Source organism: Rhizobium sp. WYCCWR 11146, assembly GCF_013591995.1.
Taxonomy (GTDB): domain Bacteria; phylum Pseudomonadota; class Alphaproteobacteria; order Rhizobiales; family Rhizobiaceae; genus Rhizobium; species Rhizobium indicum.
In genome coordinates, this window is sequence record NZ_JACCEY010000015.1 from 163284 (window position 1) to 182620 (window position 19337).

Annotated in this window: 16 protein-coding genes; 10 read left to right on the forward strand and 6 right to left on the reverse strand. The window is 62.0% G+C overall.

Features of this window, described 5'->3' with window-relative positions; translation table 11 throughout:
• Positions 1-109 precede the first annotated feature (109 nt).
• The 3 genes from HX899_RS09480 to HX899_RS09490 are packed head-to-tail and all read right to left on the reverse strand — an operon-like array spanning position 110 to position 4066.
• Entirely contained in the window at positions 110-1507 is a 1398-nt protein-coding gene (locus HX899_RS09480; protein ID WP_138334032.1) for an LLM class flavin-dependent oxidoreductase, read from the reverse strand.
• Positions 1508-1523: 16 nt separating this feature from the next.
• Positions 1524-2585, reverse strand: coding sequence for an ABC transporter permease (locus tag HX899_RS09485; RefSeq protein ID WP_181292319.1), 1062 nt, complete (start codon positions 2583-2585; stop codon positions 1524-1526).
• On the reverse strand, positions 2582-4066 hold the full coding sequence (locus HX899_RS09490; protein ID WP_181292320.1) for a sugar ABC transporter ATP-binding protein: 1485 nt from the start codon (positions 4064-4066) through the stop codon (positions 2582-2584). The genes HX899_RS09485 and HX899_RS09490 overlap by 4 nt, the downstream gene beginning before the upstream one ends.
• A gap of 237 nt (positions 4067-4303) precedes the next feature.
• On the opposite strand from HX899_RS09490, the gene HX899_RS09495 reads away from it, so the two are divergent.
• The gene (locus tag HX899_RS09495) at positions 4304-5350 is read left to right on the forward strand and encodes a substrate-binding domain-containing protein (RefSeq protein WP_181292321.1); all 1047 of its coding nucleotides are present in this window, start codon (positions 4304-4306) and stop codon (positions 5348-5350) included.
• A 78-nt stretch (positions 5351-5428) separates the two neighbouring features.
• Complete coding sequence (locus tag HX899_RS09500; RefSeq protein WP_138334039.1) at positions 5429-6637, forward strand: acyl-CoA dehydrogenase family protein; 1209 nt, start codon at positions 5429-5431, stop codon at positions 6635-6637.
• Between the two features lie 79 nt (positions 6638-6716).
• On the opposite strand, the gene HX899_RS09505 is transcribed toward HX899_RS09500, so the two are convergent.
• Positions 6717-7934 carry an SfnB family sulfur acquisition oxidoreductase gene (locus HX899_RS09505; protein ID WP_180196286.1) on the reverse strand — a complete coding sequence of 406 codons (1218 nt, stop codon included), beginning with the start codon at positions 7932-7934 and terminating at the stop codon, positions 6717-6719.
• Positions 7935-8255: 321 nt separating this feature from the next.
• On the opposite strand from HX899_RS09505, the gene HX899_RS09510 reads away from it, so the two are divergent.
• The gene (locus tag HX899_RS09510; protein ID WP_181292322.1) at positions 8256-9590 is read left to right on the forward strand and encodes an LLM class flavin-dependent oxidoreductase; all 1335 of its coding nucleotides are present in this window, start codon (positions 8256-8258) and stop codon (positions 9588-9590) included.
• Positions 9591-9635: 45 nt separating this feature from the next.
• Here HX899_RS09510 and HX899_RS09515 read toward each other — a convergent pair whose 3' ends face one another.
• Both HX899_RS09515 and HX899_RS09520 read right to left on the reverse strand, forming a co-directional pair.
• Positions 9636-9893 (reverse strand): type II toxin-antitoxin system Phd/YefM family antitoxin, encoded by a 258-nt coding sequence (locus HX899_RS09515; RefSeq protein ID WP_138389944.1) that lies wholly within the window; start codon positions 9891-9893, stop codon positions 9636-9638.
• Positions 9894-9934: 41 nt separating this feature from the next.
• On the reverse strand, positions 9935-10978 hold the full coding sequence (locus HX899_RS09520) for a substrate-binding domain-containing protein (RefSeq protein ID WP_181292323.1): 1044 nt from the start codon (positions 10976-10978) through the stop codon (positions 9935-9937).
• 215 nt (positions 10979-11193) lie between these two features.
• Here HX899_RS09520 and HX899_RS09525 point away from each other — a divergent pair, with 215 nt between their 5' ends.
• From HX899_RS09525 to pehA, 7 genes are all read left to right on the forward strand, one after another.
• A complete protein-coding gene (locus tag HX899_RS09525; protein ID WP_181292324.1) occupies positions 11194-12228 on the forward strand; it encodes a Gfo/Idh/MocA family protein in 1035 nt (344 codons plus the stop codon).
• An 11-nt stretch (positions 12229-12239) separates the two neighbouring features.
• Positions 12240-13142, forward strand: coding sequence for a sugar phosphate isomerase/epimerase (locus tag HX899_RS09530; RefSeq protein ID WP_181292325.1), 903 nt, complete (start codon positions 12240-12242; stop codon positions 13140-13142).
• A 62-nt stretch (positions 13143-13204) separates the two neighbouring features.
• Entirely contained in the window at positions 13205-14437 is a 1233-nt protein-coding gene (locus HX899_RS09535; RefSeq protein ID WP_138334053.1) for a sugar ABC transporter substrate-binding protein, read from the forward strand.
• Positions 14438-14683: 246 nt separating this feature from the next.
• Positions 14684-15586, forward strand: a complete 903-nt coding sequence (locus tag HX899_RS09540) for a carbohydrate ABC transporter permease (RefSeq protein ID WP_003552007.1) — start codon at positions 14684-14686, stop codon at positions 15584-15586.
• Complete coding sequence (locus tag HX899_RS09545) at positions 15583-16410, forward strand: carbohydrate ABC transporter permease (RefSeq protein WP_181292326.1); 828 nt, start codon at positions 15583-15585, stop codon at positions 16408-16410. Before HX899_RS09540 ends, HX899_RS09545 begins: the two co-directional genes overlap by 4 nt.
• Entirely contained in the window at positions 16407-17477 is a 1071-nt protein-coding gene (locus tag HX899_RS09550) for an ABC transporter ATP-binding protein (protein ID WP_138334055.1), read from the forward strand. Before HX899_RS09545 ends, HX899_RS09550 begins: the two co-directional genes overlap by 4 nt.
• Positions 17478-17778: 301 nt before the next feature.
• Entirely contained in the window at positions 17779-19323 is a 1545-nt protein-coding gene (gene pehA, locus HX899_RS09555; protein ID WP_181292327.1) for a phosphoric/sulfuric ester hydrolase PehA, read from the forward strand.
• Positions 19324-19337 lie beyond the last annotated feature (14 nt).

The following is a 19337-nucleotide window of genomic DNA, read 5'->3' on the forward strand; positions in this document are numbered from 1 at the left end:
ACTATATTCACGGCGAAAAGATCATTGCGACGGATATTAAATTCAAATGCGCAAGCCGGGCGAGATATTTTTCTGCCCTGTGCGCATTCGCCTGAGCAAGCCGTGCCGATCAGCCGCCGGCGGCAAGCCTGACCGGTTCTCCCGCGAGGTTGCGGTAAGCAGCACCCGGATGCGGAGCGACGAGACGCGGTCCCTTGCCACCAAGCTTTTCCCGCAACGTTCCCTTGGCGTAATCGGTCTTGTAGACGCCGCGCTTTTGCAGTTCCGGCACCAGCAGATCGACGGCATCCTCGAAACTTTCGGGCGTCACGGCATAGGCCAGGTTGAAGCCGTCGACATCGGTATCCTCGATCCATTCCTGCATCAGGTCGGCGACCGTCTGCGGCGAACCAACGAACACAGGGCCGAAACCGCCGATGCCGACCCAGTCGGCCATTTCGCGCACCGTCCATTCCTTGGTGGGATCGATGGTGGTGAAGGTCTCGACGGCCGATTGCACTGCATTGGTATGGCGGTGGCGCAGTACCTCGTCCGGCCCGAACTGACCGAAATCGATGCCGGTCCAACCGGAAATCAGCGTCAGCGCTCCCTCGAAGGAGGCGTATTTGCGGTATTCGTTGAACTTCCGCTGTGCCTCCGCGTCCGTTTCGCCGAGGATCACGGTCTGCAGATTGAAGGCAAGGATTTCGCGCGGGTTGCGGCCGACGCGTTCGGCCGCCTCGCGGACATTGGCGACGTAACGCTTCAGCACAGGCTTCGACGGGGATGCGACGAAGATGCACTCGGCATGGGCGCCGGCGAAATCCTTGCCGCGGCTGGAGGCGCCGGCCTGGTAGAGCACTGGCGTGCGCTGCGGCGAGGGTTCGCTCAAGTGAATGCCGGGCACGTTGAAATGCTTGCCGGAATGGCGGATCGGGTGGACCTTGTCAGGATGGGTGAAGATACCGCTTTCGCGGTCGCGGACGACGGCGCCATCCTCCCAGCTTCCCTCCCAGAGTTTGTAGCAAACCTCGAGATATTCCTCGGCGAGGTCGTAGCGGTCATCATGCTTCGTCTGCGCCGGCTGGCCGATATTGAGCGCACCGCTGTTGAGGTAGGAGGTGACGATATTCCAGCCGACACGCCCCTTGGTCAGATGGTCGATCGTCGATATGCGGCGGGCGAAGGTGTAGGGGTGCTCGAAGGAGAGCGACGCCGTCAGGCCAAAGCCGAGATGCTCGGTCTCGTAGGCCATGGTTGGGATCAGCTGCAGCGGATCATTGACCGGCACCTGCGCCGAATGGCGAAGTGCAGCATCGACATTGCCGTTCAGCACATCGTAGACGCCGAGCACGTCGGCGATGAACAGCCCGTCGAACCTGCCTCGCTCCAGCGTCTTTGCCAGATGCACCCAGTAGTCGAGATCCTTGTAGGTTGAGGACTTGTCGCGCGGATGGCGCCAGAGCCCCGGCGACTGGTGTCCGACGCAATTCATGTCGAAGGCGTTCAGTCTGATTTCGCGGGTCATGTTTTCTTCCTTGGAATTAGGGATTGCTGCGGCCGAGGCCGTAGGTCAGCGCCAACGCGCCGACGAGCACGGCGCCCTTGACGAAATCCTGTGTGTAATAAGGGGCGTTCAGCATGGTGAGGCCATTGAGCAGCACACCGACGAAGACGGCGCCGGCAATGGTGCCGAGCACGTTTGGGCGGCGCAGGTTGAAGACGGCAAAGCCGATCAACGCGGCAGCGACCGAATCCATCAGCAGCGAACCGCCGGAGGAAATGTCGCCGCGCCCGACGCGGGCGGCGATGACAATGCCGCCGAGCGATGCCAGCGTGCCCGATAGGACATAGGCGAGCGTCTTCAGCCGCACCGTCGAGGCGCCGGCAAGCCGGGTGGCGACCTCGTTGCCGCCGGTCGCAAACAGCAGCCGACCGATGCGGGTGCGCTCGGTGAGGATGAAGAGCCCGATGGCGACCGCCGCCATCAGCACGACGGAAACGGGCAGAGTGCCGAGGATGCTGTAGCGGCCGATCAGCAAAAAGGCCGGATCGTAGGCGCCAGCCGCCTTCGATCCGTCGGGCAGGGTGAGGCCGGCCGAAATCGACCGGCCGGCGGTCGGGATCAGTTGCAGGCCGGAAAGCAAAAACATCATCGCCAGCGTCGCCAGGAGATCCGGCACCTTCAAGCGGACGATGAGGAAGGCGTTGACGAGACCGACCAGAGCGCCGAAGGCGAGCACCAGCGGCACCGTCGCATAGGCATCAAGGCCCCAGACGATCATCGCATAACTCGCCGCCATCACGCTCGATGCGGCGACTGCGCCGATCGACAGGTCGAAACCGCCGACAGCCAGCGTGACGGTGACGCCTGCGCCGAGAATGGCGACGACGGACACCGCCTGCAGGATGCTCATCAGATTGGCGATATTGATGAAAGCGGGCTCGGCGATGGTGAAACCGACGACGAGCAGTGCCAACAGGATGAACACCGCGCCTGCCCGGAGGAACGCCCCGAGTGCTGCAAGAAGACCGCTATCGGCTTGCGGCGATGCCTTTGGCCGGGCGCTTGTCTGTGGAAGAGTGTCGTCATCGATCGTCGTCATGCGGATATTCCCTGAATAGCGGAAGGAGTGGCAATTCCGTCTGCCGCGGGCCTCAACTCGTGGCGGTCGATGACGAGGATGCGGTCGGCCACCTCATAGGCCTCCTCCGGGTCGGAGGTCGCAATCAGCGTCGCCCGGTCTCTGCGCGCGCGGATTGCCCGGATGATGTCATGCCGGGCGCCGACGTCGACACCCTGGAAGGGTTCGTCGAGCAGCAGCAAACGGCTCGGTTCCGCCTCCCAGCGGGCGATCACCGCCTTCTGCTGGTTGCCGCCGGACAGCGACCAGACCGAGGCGAGCGGGCCTGTGGCCTTGATGCCGAGACGGGAGATCGCCTGCTCGGCTTCGCGTCGCTCGCGGCCGCCGACAAGGAAACCGCGCGGATACCATTTGCCAAGATGCGGCAGGCTGATCGTCGCCGATAGCGAATGGCCGGGCCATACCGGTGGCATCAGCGAGGAACGATGACGGTCTTCGGCCGCCATCGCCACGCCTGATGCAATCGCTTCGGCCGGACCTTTCGGCCGGTAGGGCCGACCGCCGAGGAACATCGCACCGCCTGCAAGCGCAGTTACCCCGAAGATTGCCGATAGCAGCCGGCTCTTGCCGGCGCCAAGCACACCGGTCACCGCCACCACCTCGCCCTCATGCAATGACAGATCGAAGGAGGCAGCCCCAGTGAGCAGTCTGATATCGCGCATCTCGAAAATCACTGGTCCGGTCGCAGGCCGCGCATCCGGCCGAGCCGCATCCAGTCTGCGGCCGATCATCGTCTCGACGGCGCTCGAAAAATCGATCGGCCGCGCGAAGGTGCCGACGACGCGGCCGCCGCGCATGACGAGCGCGCGGTCGGCGATGGCTTCGAGGTCGGCGGTACGATGCGAGATATAGAGGATCGCCAGGCCCCGCTTACGAAGCTTCAGCAGAATATCGAAGAGGCGGCGACTTTCCTCTCCGGAAAGGCTCGCCGTCGGCTCGTCGAGGATGAGGAGGTCGGCGCGGTTGGCAAGCGCGCGAGCGATCGCCACAAGTTGCCGATCGGCGCTGGCGAGGTCACCGAAATCGCGGTCCAGCGGCAGGGTGAAGCCGGCGGCATCGAGCATGGACTGGGCGGCACGGCGGATGCCGGCGCGCGAGACGAAGAAGGGTGTGCTGCTATCGGCAAACCGGTTGAGCAGCAGGGCATCGGCAACGGTCACACCGGCCGCGCCGACGAGATCCGTCGATTGATGCACCGTGACGACACCAGCCCTTGCCGCTTCGGCCGGGCTGCGCGGCGCAAAGGCGCGGCCATCGAGGCTGACCATGCCGCCATCGGCCGGAAGCACGCCGGAAAGGATCTTGACCAGCGTCGATTTGCCCGCGCCGTTTGCGCCCATCAGAGCCACGATCTCGCCGCGCTCCATAGAAAAATCAGCGCCGGCAAGCGCCCGCGTCGACCCGAAGCTGCGGGTGATATTTTCAATGTGAAGAAGCGGCATCGACAAAGGTCCGGGACTGTAATCGAAGCCGGAGTGTGCCCTGTCCGGGCGGTCGAACTCCAGGCACGGCTTTCCCCGGCGAACTGCCCTCGGGAAACAAAGAATCTCCCACAGCCCATAAAATCGGATCATTTACTCTACTAAAAACATAGAGATTATATCTAATAATCCGACGCGTCGCAGGGGCTGCCAGACCTGTCAGACGACGCCCCGCGATTTGCTAGAAGGAACGCGACGATGAAATCCCTCGCACGGCTCGCACTGTCTGCCGCCGTCATTCCGTTCATTTTCATTCAAGGCGCAAAAGCCGACGGTCTGTCCGGTGCTCCTGCCCCTTTCGACAAAGGCGGCGTCAAAGTAGCGCTGATCAGCTACATCTCGGCCGGCGATTTCTTCCAGGCCTACCAGGCAGGGGCTGAAGCCCAGGCCAAGGCGCTGGATATCGACCTGCGCATCTTCCCCGGCCGGCAGGATGCCGCCGAGCAGCGCGAACAGATCCTCCAGGCGATCAATCTCGGCGTCTCCGGCATCGTCATCGATCACGGCCTACCGGAATCGCTCGGCGACGTCGTGCAGCAGGCGCTCGACAAGGGCATCAAGGTCGTGGCCTTCGACGTCAACCTCAACAACCCCAAGATTCCGCAGGTGGAGCAGAGCGATCACGAACTCGCGTCACTGGCGCTCGAACAGGTGGTGAAGGACAACGGCAACAACTTCAACGCCGGCTATGTCTATGTCGCGGGCTTTGCGCCGCTCGACCGCCGCAACGAGGTCTGGGACAAGTTCAAGTCGGACAATAAGGGCGTGGTCGAAAAGGCTCGCTTCGGCAATGTCAGCGACACGACGGCGACTTCGACTGCCGATCAAGCGAAGGCCGTGCTCACTGCCAATCCCGATATATCGGTCGTCTTCGCCCCCTATGACGAATTCGCTCGCGGCGTGAAGCTGGCTGCCAACGATCTCGGCATAGCAAGCAAGCTCAAGATCTATTCGGCCGACGTCTCGACGGCCGATATCCAGGAAATCACCGAGGAAGGCAGCCCTTGGGTCGCGACCGTCGCGACCAATCCCGCCGTCGTCGGCGCCGTCTCCATTCGCGCCGCAGCACTCGAAATCGCCGGGCAGACGGTTCCCCACCAAATCACCGTGAAGCCAACGCTTCTGACGCAGGAAAGCCTGCGTGCAGCCGGCGTCAAGACGATCGAGGAACTGGCCGAAAAGATCCCGGCCTTCAGCACGAGCGATGCGGCGACCGCCAGCTGGATCCCGGACAAGCTGTTCTGAGACCACGCACTTCGATCCTTCCGGCGGAAGCGTGCGGCTCCCGCCGGATCATCTTTTTGGAGAATTGGAGTTCCGCCCATGAGCCAATCCAATGTCATCTTCGCGGCCAGCCGCAACCCGACGCGCGAAGACCTCTTTGCCCGTGCCGAGGAGATCTCTGCCGACCTGTCGCGGCGTGCCGCAGACCTCGACCGCGAAGGCCGTCCGCCGCTCGCCGAGATCGTCAAATTGAAGAATGCCGGGCTGCTCAATGCGCTGCATCCCACGCAAATCGGCGGCGGTGGCCTCGATTGGGTCGACGGGCTGAGGCTGGTGCGCATTCTCGCCCGGGGCGAGAGCTCGATCGGCCAGCTGCTCGGCTACCACTATGTCAACAGCCAGTACATCTATTGGGCCCTCGATGCGGCGCGCGCCCATGCGCTGGGCAGCGATACGGTCGCCAGGAACCTCTATTGGGGGGCGGCCGTCAATCCGCGCGATCCCGGGCTGGTGCTTACCCGTCGCGGCAACGGCTATGTGCTGAACGGACGCAAGTCCTTCTCCACGGCGGCGCGGGTCTCCGACTATATCAATGCCAATGCGACGCTCGACGACAAGATCGCCGGTTTCGCCGTGCCGACCAATCGTCAAGGTTACGTCGCCAATGACGACTGGGACAATATCGGTCAGCGCCTGTCCGACAGCGGCAGCGTCGAGTTCCGCGACTTCCCCGTCTACGAGGAGGATTTCGTCGGCGCGCCCGCTGCACCTGATGTGGCGCCGCCGGTGCTGTCGACCTTCAACACGCCGTTCATCCAACTGGTCTTCGTCAACTTTTATCTCGGCACCGCGGAGGGCGCGCTGCATGCCGCCGTCGATTACGTCCGCAACACGACCCGGCCGTGGATAACCTCCGGTGTCGAGCGGGCGGCGGATGATCCTTATATCCTCGAACGCGTCGGCGAATTCACTGCCGCGCTGAAAGCATCGGCGGCCCTTGCCGACAATGCCGCAGCCGCCGTGCAGGCGGGTCTTGCCCGCGGCCGCGACGTCACCGAGCGCGAGCGCGGCGCAGCAGCGGCGGAAGCCTATGCCGCCAAGGTCCACGCCACCCATGTCTCGCTCGACATCACCTCGCGCGTCTTCGAGCTGACGGGCGCGCGCTCGACGGCCGACAAATACCGTTTCGACCGGTTCTGGCGCAATGTCCGCACTCACACGCTGCACGATCCTGTCTTCTACAAGGCGAAGGAAGTCGGTGAATTCGTGCTGAACGACAAGATACCGGAGGTCAGCCTCTATAGCTGAGGCGGCTATCTTTCACCGAAAGCAAAAACCCCACTGCCGGCACCGGCGGTGGGGTTTTCGGTTGGAAGACGGGGAGATTTCAGAGCGCGCCGTTCTTCGGCGGCGCTACGCCGTTCAAATGGTAGTTGCCGACGACGTGATATTTCCAACGCACGGGATCGTGCAGCGTATGGGTGCGGGCATTGCGCCAGTGGCGGTCGAGGTTGAGGCCAGCCTGCACCGACGAAGTTCCGGCAAGCTCGAAAAGCGTGTTCGAGGCCTCGATCGCCACTTCGGTCGTCAGCACCTTGGCGGCGGCAACCGCCAGCGTCGCCGCGATCACCTTTTCCTCCGTCGTCTCGACCTGCGCAGCATCGACCTTATGGCCGGCGCGCTCCACCAGAGCCGTTGCAGCTTCCAGGCGAATGGCGATCTGGCCGACCTTGGCGATCGTCAGCGGATCGTCTGAGGCACGCTCAAGGCCGCTGTCCATCCAGGGGCGCGATTTCGTCCTGACGAACTCAAGCGTTTCGGCAAAGGCCGCCCGTGCGATACCGAGATCAACGCCGGCATGGATGATCTGGCCGACCGAGCCGATCGTCGTCGGCCGCTCGAAACCCTTGTGATGGAAGACCACGGAATCGGCGCTGACATAGACATTGTCGAGGATGGTCGTACCGCTGCCGGTGGTGCGCTGGCCGAAGCCGTCCCAGTCGTCGACGATCTCGACGCCTTCGGTGCCCTTCGGCACGAAGGCCATGGTCAGCCGATCCTCCGGATCGAGCGCGAAGATGGTAATCCAGTCGGCGAAGAGGACGCCGGTCGAATAGAATTTACGGCCGTTGATCCGGTAACCCGGACCGTCGCGGGTGATGCGCGTGTTGTAGTGGCCGACCGTCTTCGTACCGCGCTCGGAAAGCGCATTGCCGAAACGATCGCCGGCCAGCACCCGGCCGAAGAAATAACGCTGCTGCTCCTCGCCGCCGTCGGTTCTGAGCGCCTCGAGAATATAGAAATGGTTCTGCGGAATCTGGCCGATCGAACCGTCCGCCTCAGACAGGATCGCGGTGATCTCGGCAAGCACGGCGTTGGAGACATCGAGCCCGCCATATTGCGCTGGCACGGTGATCGCCAGAAGGCCGGACTGGGCGAGAAGATCCAGTTCGGTAAACGGCAGGATCCGGTCAGCGTCGCGCTCGGCTGCGCGTGCGGCAAATTGCGCCGCCAGTCTGCGGGCGGTGGCGATCGCCTCATCATCGCTGCCGATACGGTCGGCTACGGGCCGGATCTGATCTGCTTGCCTCAGCACGGTGTTCATCGATGTCTCCAATTCTGACGAGCCTATCGGTGAAAGAAATTAAGCGCCGACATAAGAGCACAAATTCTATAGATGCGATGGAAAATGAAAAGTGTTTGCTTATCGGCTTCTGGCTGCCGCGATTAGTGTCTCAGTCGGGCGGTTCTGCGAAAACGTGGCTGAAAAAGCGCCGAAATCGCTACCAGAAATTAGCGGAGCCGGCCTCGATTTGAATTCGTCGAGTTCCTACGTAACCGATATCCGATGCGTCGCTGCAGCGGCTTCAGACAGAACGCCCAATGCGGGGCAGGCGGCCGCCTTGCCCGATCCATGAGGAAAGTCATGACCCCACGGCAGTTGCGCCTCGGCGCCTTCATGCGTCCCGTCAGCCTGCATACCGGCGCCTGGCGCTATCCCGGTTCTTATCCCGACGCCAACTTCAATTTCGCCCATCTGAAGTCCTTCGCGCAGGCGTTGGAGCGGGCGAAATTCGACGCCTTCTTCATGGCCGATCATCTTGCCGTGCTCAACATGCCGGTCGAGGCGCTGAGGCGCAGCCACACTGTGACCTCCTTCGAGCCCTTCACGCTGCTCTCGGCGCTGGCAGCGGTGACGGAGCGTATCGGCCTTGTCGCCACCGCTTCCACCACTTTCGACGAGCCCTATCACATCGCCCGGCGTTTCGCCTCGCTCGATCATATCAGCGGCGGCCGCGCTGGCTGGAACATCGTCACGACATCGAACCCCGATGCCGCGCTCAATTTCGGCCTAGACGAACATATGGAGCATGGCGAACGCTATCATCGCGCCCGGGAATTCTATGATGTGGTAACCGGGCTCTGGGATAGTTTCGCCGACGATGCCTTCATCCGCGACCGTGAAAGCGGCCTGTTCTTCGATCCGGAGAAGATGCATGTGCTCGGCCACAAGGGCGAGGAACTGAGCGTCCGCGGACCCCTCAATATCGCCCGGCCGCCGCAGGGTTGGCCTGTCATCGTCCAAGCCGGCCAGTCGGACCCCGGCCGTCAGCTTGCCGCCGAGACCGCCGAGATGGTCTTCTGTTCGCCGCGCGATCTGGCCGCCGGCAAGGCGCTCTATGCCGATATCAAAGCCCGCATGGAAGCCATCGGCCGCAACCGCGACCATCTGAAGATCCTGCCCGCCGCCTTTATCATCGTCGGCGACAGCATCGACGAGGCACGAGCCAAACGCGCCACGCTCGACAGTCTGGTGCATTACGACAGCGCCATCGCTTCGCTTTCGATCGCACTCGGCCATGACGCTTCGGACTTCGATCCCGACGCCCCGCTGCCGGCCGATATTCCCGACACCAATGCCAGCAAGACCGGCCGCGCCCAGGTGCTGAAGCTTGCCGCCGAAGAAAATCTGACGGTGCGGCAGCTGGCACAGCGCTACGGCGGTTATGCTGGCCTCGCCTTCGTCGGCACGCCGGCAAGTATCGCCGACGACATGGAACGCTGGCTGGACGAGGAAGGCTCGGACGGTTTCAACGTCGTCTTCCCCTATCTGCCGCAGGGTCTCACCGACGTCACCGAACGGCTGGTTCCCGAATTGCAGCGCCGGGGCCTGTTCCGCAGCGAATACGAGGGCACGACGCTGCGCGAGCATCTCGGATTGCCGCGGCCGGAGAACCGGTTTTTTCCGGCCGGTGCGTAGGACGCTGCGGGCAGTCCCCGCGCGGCAAGACGATACAAGTAGCCTTCAGAATTCGACGGTCCTGTTGTCGAAGCCCAGCTGCGCGTGTTCCAATTCCCTCTCATCAACGGAGGGATCGCGCAATGCCTCAAACAGCGTCTTCGGTGTCCAGTTCATCTGAAATTCGGCATAGCTGACAAGGACATAGGCTGCTTCGCCGCGATCAGTGATCACCACCGGCCGCTCGCTCGCTTCCTTCTTCGCCTTGCTCGGATTCCGGTTGAAGGCTGCGCCGGTCATGAAGGACATTTTCATCGAAACCATCCACTCTCCATCAAGCCGGGACTATATCCAACCTGCCACCTTCAGACCATGGCCCCAACATCGAACGCATCGCTTTCGCCGGGCATCAGTTCGAGGGGCCAGACGATGTTGCGGCCCTCGTTCGGATAGAAATCTCGATAAGCCGGCATGTTGGCGAGAAGCATCCGGCCCAGATCGACGCCGAGATCGAAGAGCGAGATGCGGAAGCAGCTCAGCGACGGCTGCAGAAACCGTGCGCGCGGAGCGTCGCGGAAGCCGATCACCGCAAGGTCGCGGCCGGGCATGACGCCCGATTCCATCAGACGGCGATAAAGGCCGATCGCCATCAGCTCGTAGATCAGGATCACCGCCGTCGGCCGCTCTTCGAGCAGCAGCAGCTCATGAGCCGCCTGATAGCCGCCCTGTTCGCTCGACTTGACGCGGATGACGAGCGAGGGGTCGAAGGGAATATCGTGCCGCTCGAGCGCGCGGCAATAGCTTTCGATAAAGAGATAGCCGAGATTGGCCTCACTCGACGGCGCAGTGATCGCAATCCGGCGATGTCCCAGCGCGATCAACCGCTCGACGGCATGCTCGGCCACGCCCTCGAAATCGAGATCGATCCAGGGGAAATTGCTGGCCGAAAGGCTGCGGCCGAGCGCGACGAAGGGGATCTTCGCCCGCGATAGAAAGTCGATGCGCCGGTCGACGCGCTGCGTGTCCGAGATGATCATCGCATCGACGATGCGCCGCGCCACCATCCGCTTCAGATATTCGTGCGGGTCCTCGTCGCTCGGGCAGGGCAACATGAGGAGGTCGAGCTTGTGGCGGGCAAAGACGCTCTGCAGGCCGCTGGTGACGCCGAGGAAGAAGTTGTCGGCGTTCTCGACCGTCTCCTTGCTGGATTCGATCATCAACCCGATGACCTTCGTCTCCCCCTGCCTCAGGCTCCGCCCAGACTGGTTGGCGACGTAGCCGAGTTCCTTGGCCGCCGCCAGCACCCGCCGGCGCGTTTCCTCATTGACATCGAGCTTGCCGTTCAGCGCGCGGGAGACCGTGCCGATCGAGATATTCAAGTGTTCGGCAAGCTGGCGAATCCCCTTCATCGCTGACGATTTTCCCCGGAGCATGATGCCGAAAAGTGTGCGCGGTTTTCGGACGACATCATGCTCCATTTCTATAATTCAGATCCGTCCGGATCTGGGCCTGTAATTTCCCATTTGGCGTCTATTGACACCGCAAAATGTTTCCGCATACAGTCGTAAACGTTTACGGAGTGCGTGTCACGAGGAGAGTTGGCACCGTTCCCCTGGAGGAAATCGTGAAATTCAGTGCCATTCTGTGCGGGTGCGGAGCTATGTCCAAAGGTTGGTTGCGAGCCATCGCTTCCAACCCTCTGCTGGCCGATTCCATCACGATCGTCGGCCTTGTCGACCTGAGCCGCGAGACGGCCGAAAAGCTTGCTGCGGAGTTCGGCCTTGATGGCGCCGTCATCGGTTCGGACCTGTCCGACGTCATCGCGGCCACAAAGGCCGACCTGGTCTTCGACATCGTCATTCCGGCTGCGCGCTACGACGTCGTTTCGACGGCACTCAAGGCCGGCTGCCACGTGCTCAGCGAAAAGCCGATGGCGGCCTCGCTTGCCGAGGGCGCCGCTCTGGTCGGCCTAGCCGCCGAGACCGGCCGCATCCATGCCGTCATCCAGAACCGCCGCTTCATATCAGGCGTCAGGCGCTTGCGTCGCTTCGTCGAAAGCGGCGCGATCGGCGAACTCACCGGCATCCATTGCGACTTCTTCCTGGCGCCGCATTTCGGCGGTTTCCGCGAAGAGATGGACAACGTCCTGCTTCTCGACATGGCGATCCACACCTTTGATGCGGCGCGCTACGTCGCCGACCGGAAGCCGCTCGCCGTCTATTGCGTCGAGCGCAATCCGAAGGGTTCGTGGTACCGGCACGGCGCTACAGCCAACGCCATCTTCGAATTTTCCGACGACATCGTCTTCACCTACCGCGGCTCCTGGTGCGCTGAGGGCGAGCGGACTAGCTGGGAAAGCCAGTGGCGTCTCGTCGGCTCGAAGGGGATGCTCACCTGGGATGGCGAGGAGAGTTTCAAGGCGACTGTTGCCGGCGAAGAGCCCGGCCTTTTGCATGGTACCGCTGCCGTAAACGTTCCCGGTCCGGAACATGACGAGGAAACCCATGGCCACGCCAGCGTCATCGCCGACTTCATCGCGGCGATCGGCACCGGCAAACGGCCCGAGACGGTCAATTCCGACAATATCAGAAGCCTTGCCATGGTCTTCGGCGCGATCGAAAGCGCCAAGACGGGCAGGCGCGTCGAAATTTCAGCATAGGAAGACGTGACGTGAGCAACCCTGCAAAATCCATTCGAATCGGCACCATGGTCAGCGGCAACAAGGGCGATGCCGCTACCCGCATCGGCGAGATCGCCGGCATGGGCTTCGAAAGCTTCGAACCCTTCTTCTGGCAGACGACCAAGGGGCAGGATCTCGCCGAACTCGGCAAGCGCTGCCTCGATGCGATCGGCGACCGCGACATCACCATCTCGACGCTTGGCATGTTCGGCAATCCGCTGGAAGAGACCGCAATCGACCTCGAGACGCTGGAGGGCTGGAAGCATTGTATCGACAATGCCCATCATTTCGGCGCCACCTGCGTTGCCGGCTTCACCGGCCGCATCCGCGGCAAGCCGCTGACCGACAGCCTGCCTCGCTACAAGCAGATCTGGAGCGAGCTTGCCAAGCGGGCGGCCGACAAGGGCGTCAAGATTGCTTTCGAGAATTGCGCCATGGACGGCAACTGGGCAAGCGGCGACTGGAATATCGCGCATAGTCCCGACGCCTGGGAACTGATGTTCAACGAGACGCCGGACGATAATATCGGGCTGGAGTGGGAGCCGTGCCATCAGATGGTCTATCTGATCGACCCTTTGCCGCAGATCCGCAAATGGGCGCATAAGTTCTTCCACGTCCACGGCAAGGACGCGACCATCCGCTGGGAGGTCATCAAGGAACACGGTATTTTCGGCAAGGAGAAATTCGTCTTCATGCGCACGCCGGGCTTCGGCGACAGCAACTGGACCGACATCATTTCCGAGCTGCGCGTTGCCGGCTGGTCCGGCTCGATCGACATCGAAGGCTGGCACGACCCGGTCTATCGCGACGCGCTTGAAATGACCGGCCAGGTCTATGCGCTGAACCACCTCAAGCATGCCCGGGGCGGCGAATTCGTCGTCGATCCCATCTGATGATATCGTTTCCGGCAAGGAGGAATTGCCGGAAACGGGGATAACCACAAAGGAGGAGAACCATGGCTATCCGCAAATATGCAATTCTGGGCGCTCTCGCGCTTGCAGGCGTCTCGCTATTCGGTCTTTCGGCCAAGGCCGAGGACGTCACGCTGACGCTCTGGTCGCTGGACAAAGACACCCAGCCGGCGCCGAACCTCGTCAAGGAGTTCAACGCCCAGAACAACGGCATCAAGATCGAATACCGGCTGATCCAGTTCGACGACGTCGTCACCGAGGCCATGCGCGCCTATGCGACCGGTCAGGCGCCCGATATCATCGCTGTCGACAACCCGGAGCATGCGCTGTTTTCGTCGCGCGGCGCCTTCCTCGATCTCACTGACATGATCGCCAAGTCGACCGTCATCAAGCCGGAGAACTACTTTCCGGGGCCGCTGAAATCGGTCGAGTGGGATGGCAAGTATTTTGGGGTGCCGAAGGCGACCAACACGATCGCGCTTTACTACAACAAGGACATGTTCAAGGCCAAGGGCCTCGATCCGGCGAAGCCGCCGCAGACCTGGGACGAGCTGGTCGAGGACGCGCGCAAGCTGACCGACCCCGCCAAGAACGTCTACGGTCTCGCCTTCTCGGCCAAGGCCAACGAGGAAGGCACCTTCCAGTTCCTTCCCTGGGCTCAGATGGGCGGCGGCAGTTATGAGCACATCAATGCCGAAGGCGCGGTGAAGGCGCTCGAGGTCTGGAAGACGATCATGGACGAGAAGCTCGCTTCTCCCGATACGCTGACGCGCGGCCAGTGGGATTCGACCGGCACCTTCAATTCCGGCAATGCTGCCATGGCGATCTCGGGTCCATGGGAGCTCGACCGCATGACGCAGGAAGCGAAGTTCGACTGGGGCGTCACTCTGCTCCCGGTTCCCAAGGAAGGGGCTGAACGCTCCTCGGCCATGGGTGACTTCAACTGGGCGATCTTCGCCACCAGCAAACATCCGGCCGAAGCCTTCAAGGCGCTCGAATATTTCGCTTCGCAGGACGACAAGATGTTCAAGAACTTCGGCCAGCTCCCGGCCCGTTCCGACATCTCGATCCCCGAGACCGGCCAACCGCTGAAGGACGCCGCCCTCAAGGTCTTCCTCGAACAGCTGAAATACGCCAAGCCGCGCGGCCCGCATCCGCAATGGCCGAAGATCTCCAAGGCGATCCAGGACGCTATCCAGGCAGCACTCACCGGCCAGATGAGCCCGAAGGACGCGCTCGACCAGGCCGCGGACAAGATCAAGGCTGTGCTTGGGTGAAGAACGTTTCGGCGCAACCGAAGCAATCGATCCAGTGAATCGATTGCAGCGACGAACGCCCTGTGCCCAAAGCGAAGGGCCGGGGGCCGCCGTTTGCTCCCTCTTCTCCCCAGCGGGGAGAAGAGGAACCGGAAGCAAAGCGTCTTTTAACCGGATGAGCCTCGGTTCATCCCATCATTTCCTCCCGGCAGGGGCCGTCTTCCGCATCATGCGCCAGGCGGCCCCGTTCGGAGTATCGGAGGACCCATGAAGAGGATCCTGATGAGCGTCAGGGACGGCCGCGGTTTCGATATCGTGCTGGTCGCTTTCCCGCTCGGCTTTCTGTTCCTGATGGCGGGGCTGCCGCTGATCTACAATGTCGTGATGAGTTTCCAGGAGGTCGACATGTTCAGCCTCGGGACCTTCTCGCGTCCCTTCGTCGGCTTCAAGAATTATACCGACCTCTTCGCGCAGCCGGAGACGCTGCCGATCCTCTACAACACCGTCATCTTCGTCGTCGGCTCCATCGCCGGCCAGTTCCTGATCGGCTTCGGCCTGGCGCTGTTCTTCTGGGTCAATTTTCCCGGCGCCTCATGGATGCGCGGCCTGTTCCTCGTCTCCTGGGTGATGCCCGGCCTCGTCGTCGGCGCCATCTGGAACTGGATTCTGTCGGGCGATTTCGGCGTGCTGAATTTCATCCTGAAGGAAAGCGGCATCATCTCGGGCAACATTTTCTGGCGCTCGGACCCGCATTATTCGCTCTATGCCGTCATCATCGCCAATGTCTGGCTCGGCACCTCGTTCAACATGATCCTGCTCTCCGTCGGCCTTGCCGGCATTCCCGCCGATCTCTACGAGGCCGCCGAACTCGACGGCGCCAATGTCTGGCAGCGCTTCTGGACGATCACGCTGCCGATGATGCGCTCGACCATCGGCGCCATCATCGCACTTGGCCTGATCTTCACCTTGCAGCAATTCGATCTTTTCGCCGCGATCACGTCGGGCGGGCCGAACAATTCATCGAACGTCACGCAATACTGGGCCTGGGATCTCTCCTTCCGCCAATACGACTTCGCCAAGGGCGCAACGATCTCCGTCATCATGATCGTCTTCGTCATGTTCGCGTCCGTCGTCTATGTCCGGTCCACACGCCACGAGGTGCGCGGATGATTACGACGAACCGCGACCGCCTGATGCTCGCCATATCGGTCGTCATGGCGGCGATCTATCTGTTCCCGCTCTACTGGATGTACATCACCGCGCTGAAAAGCGGCTCGGAGATGTTCGCGACGCCGCCGAGCTTCTGGCCGACTGCACCGCAATGGGGCACCTATGCCTATGTCTGGGAAAGCCGGGATATGGGCCGCTATCTCTGGAACTCGCTGGTCATCGCTCTCGGCTCCATGGCGCTCATCACCCTGCTTGGCGTCGGCTGCGCCTATGTGCTCGCCAGATACCGCAATGTCTGGGTGGATATCGGTCTCTTTCTCATCCTCATGCTGCAGGTCCTGCCGGCCTCGCTGATGATCACGCCGATCTTCGTCGGCTTTTCGCAGATTGGCATGCTGAATTATCCACGCATTGCCGTCATCATCGCGGTCGCGGCAAAGAGCATGCCCTTCTTCGTCATTCTGGTGCGCGCCACCTTCATGAGCGTTCCCCAGGAACTGGAGGAGGCGGCCCTGGTAGATGGCAATTCGCGCGTCGGCGCCTTCTTCAACATCGTGCTGCCGCTCGCCCGCAACGGCATCCTGGTCAGCGCCATCCTGATCTTCATGCAGGCCTTCGGCGAATTCGTCTATTCGAAGTCGATGATCCAGGCGGTTGACCTTCAGCCGGCAAGCGTCGGCCTCAATTCCTTCATGGGGCCGAACACCAACGAGTGGAACAACATCATGGCCTACGCCACGATGTATGTGACGCCGATCCTTGCCATCTTCGTTCTCTTGCAGCGCCGCATCGTATCCGGCCTCACCTCTGGAGCCCTCAAATGACCACACAGATCGAGCTCAGGGGCGTCAACAAATATTACGGCGCCTTCCACGCCCTGAAGAATATCGACCTTTCGATCGCCAAGGGCACTTTCGTCGCGCTCGTCGGCCCGTCGGGCTGCGGCAAGTCCACGCTGCTGCGCTCGCTTGCCGGCCTCGAAAGCATTTCGTCGGGCGATCTCAGGATTGCCGGCGAGCTGATGAACGGCGTGCCGCCGCGCAAGCGCGATGTCGCCATGGTGTTCCAGTCCTATGCCCTTTATCCGCACATGACGGTCGAGGAAAACCTGACTTACAGCCTTCGCATCCGCGGCATCGCCAAGGCGGAGGCCAAGAAGGCCGCCGAGGACGTGGCGGCGACGACAGGTCTTTCCCATCTCCTGAAGCGCTATCCGCGCGAGCTTTCCGGCGGTCAGCGCCAGCGCGTCGCCATGAGCCGCGCCATCATCCGCCACCCCAAGGCCTTCCTGTTCGACGAGCCGCTGTCCAATCTCGATGCTGCGCTGCGCGTCCACATGCGCAAGGAAATCCGGTCGCTGCACGACCGACTGCACGCCACCTTCGTCTACGTCACGCACGACCAGGTCGAAGCAATGACGATGGCCGACCATGTGGTGGTGATGCGCGACGGCGTCATCGAACAGCAGGGCGCGCCGCTGGACCTCTACGACCGGCCGGCGAACCGGTTCGTTGCCGGCTTCATCGGTTCGCCGGCCATGAATTTCATCCCCGCGATCGCCGCGGAAGACGGAAAGAGCCTGATCCTGGATTTCGGCGCGGTGAAACAGACGCTTGCGATATCACGCGCCATCGAACCCGGGCGTAAGCTCATCGCCGGCATCCGGCCCGAACATATCGGCGTCGTCGAGCCCGGGCATGGCAGTTTCGATGTGCCGATCGCCTTCGTCGAATCGACCGGTTCCTCGACCTTCATCGTCGCGGAGACCCAGCCGGAACTGACGATCGTCGAGACGCGGCGCGACAGGGTCAAGGCAGGAGACATGATCGGACTTTCGATCGATCCGACCCAGATCCATCTCTTCGACGCGTCGACGGATCACTTGGTATAGACTCAGTCGAGCACCGATCCGGCAGAGCAGCCGTCGTCTGATCGTAGGAGACGTCTCTCGCGTCCATGATCTTGCCGAGGGAAGCACGCCTCAGGTTCTCAAAGAACGGCAAAACGGACAGTGCGTGCCGCGGTCAGGTCACGCGCGCGCGATGAGTGTGTCGTGAATATTACAATTGCATGACGCTTCTGGAATAAAAGCGAAGAAACCCACGATCCGTTCAATGTCATGGAACTTTGAAAAAGTGGTCATCGCGCTGCAATAATCGCGGTTCAAACAGCCCCGCACAAGTGGGGGCTCCATGCGAAAGAAAAACGTTCTACTCATCGTCGTTGACCAATGGCGAGCCGATTTCGTTCCGCACGTTCTGCGTGCCGACGGGAAAAACGATTTCCTGAAGACACCCAATCTCGACCGGCTCTGTCGCGAGGGCGTGACCTTCAGGAACCATGTGACGACCTGCGTTCCCTGCGGCCCGGCCCGTGCGAGCCTGCTCACCGGCCTCTACCTGATGAACCATCGCGCCGTGCAGAACACGGTGCCGCTCGACCAGCGCCACCTCAACCTCGGCAAGGCGTTGCGCGGCGTCGGCTACGATCCGGCGCTGATCGGCTATACGACGACGGTGCCGGATCCGCGCACCACTTCGCCGAACGATCCGCGCTTCAGGGTGCTCGGCGACATGATGGACGGCTTCCATCCGGTCGGCGCCTTCGAGCCCAATATGGAGGGCTATTTTGGCTGGGTGGCACAGAACGGCTTCGAGCTGCCGGAGCATCGTCCTGATATCTGGCTGCCCGAGGGCGAGGGCGCCGTTGCCGGCGCCACCGACCGTCCGTCACGCATTCCGAAGGAATTTTCGGACTCGACCTTCTTCACCGAGCGGGCGCTGACCTATCTCAAGGGCCGCGACGGCAAGCCCTTCTTCCTGCATCTCGGTTATTACCGGCCGCATCCGCCCTTTGTCGCCTCTGCTCCCTATCATGCCATATACCGGCCGGAAGACATGCCGGCGCCGATCCGCGCAGCCAACCCGGACACCGAGGCTGCACAACATCCGTTGATGAAATTCTATGTCGACAGCATCCGCCGCGGCTCCTTCTTCCAGGGCGCAGAAGGGTCCGGTGCGACGCTCGACGAAGCGGAACTGCGCCAGATGCGCGCGACCTATTGCGGCCTGATTACCGAGGTCGACGATTGCCTTGGCCGGGTCTTTAACTATCTCGATGAGACCGGACAGTGGGACGATACGCTGATCATCTTCACCAGCGACCACGGCGAGCAGCTCGGCGATCATCACCTGCTCGGCAAGATCGGCTACAACGATCCGAGCTTCCGCATCCCGCTCGTCATCAAGAATGCCGGCGAAAATGCCCGCGCCGGCGCGATTGAAAGCGGTTTCACCGAGAGCATCGACGTGATGCCGACCATTCTCGATTGGCTCGGCGGAGAGATCCCGCACGCCTGCAACGGGCTGTCGCTGCTGCCCTTCCTCAGCGAGGGCCGACCGCAGGATTGGCGCACCGAATTGCACTACGAATACGACTTCCGCGACGTCTTCTATTCCGAGCCGCAGAGTTTCCTCGGCCTCGGCATGAATGATTGCAGCCTCTGCGTCATCCAGGACGAGCGATACAAATACGTTCATTTCGCAGCGCTGCCACCGCTGTTCTTCGATCTGCAGCACGATCCGAACGAATTCACCAATCTCGCCGACGATCTGGCCTATGCCGCGCTCGTGCGGGACTATGCGCAGAAGGCGCTCTCCTGGCGCCTGAAACATGCCGACAGAACCCTGACCCATTATCGCTCCGGTCCCGAAGGCCTGATCGAACGCAGCCATTGATCCGACTTACCAGA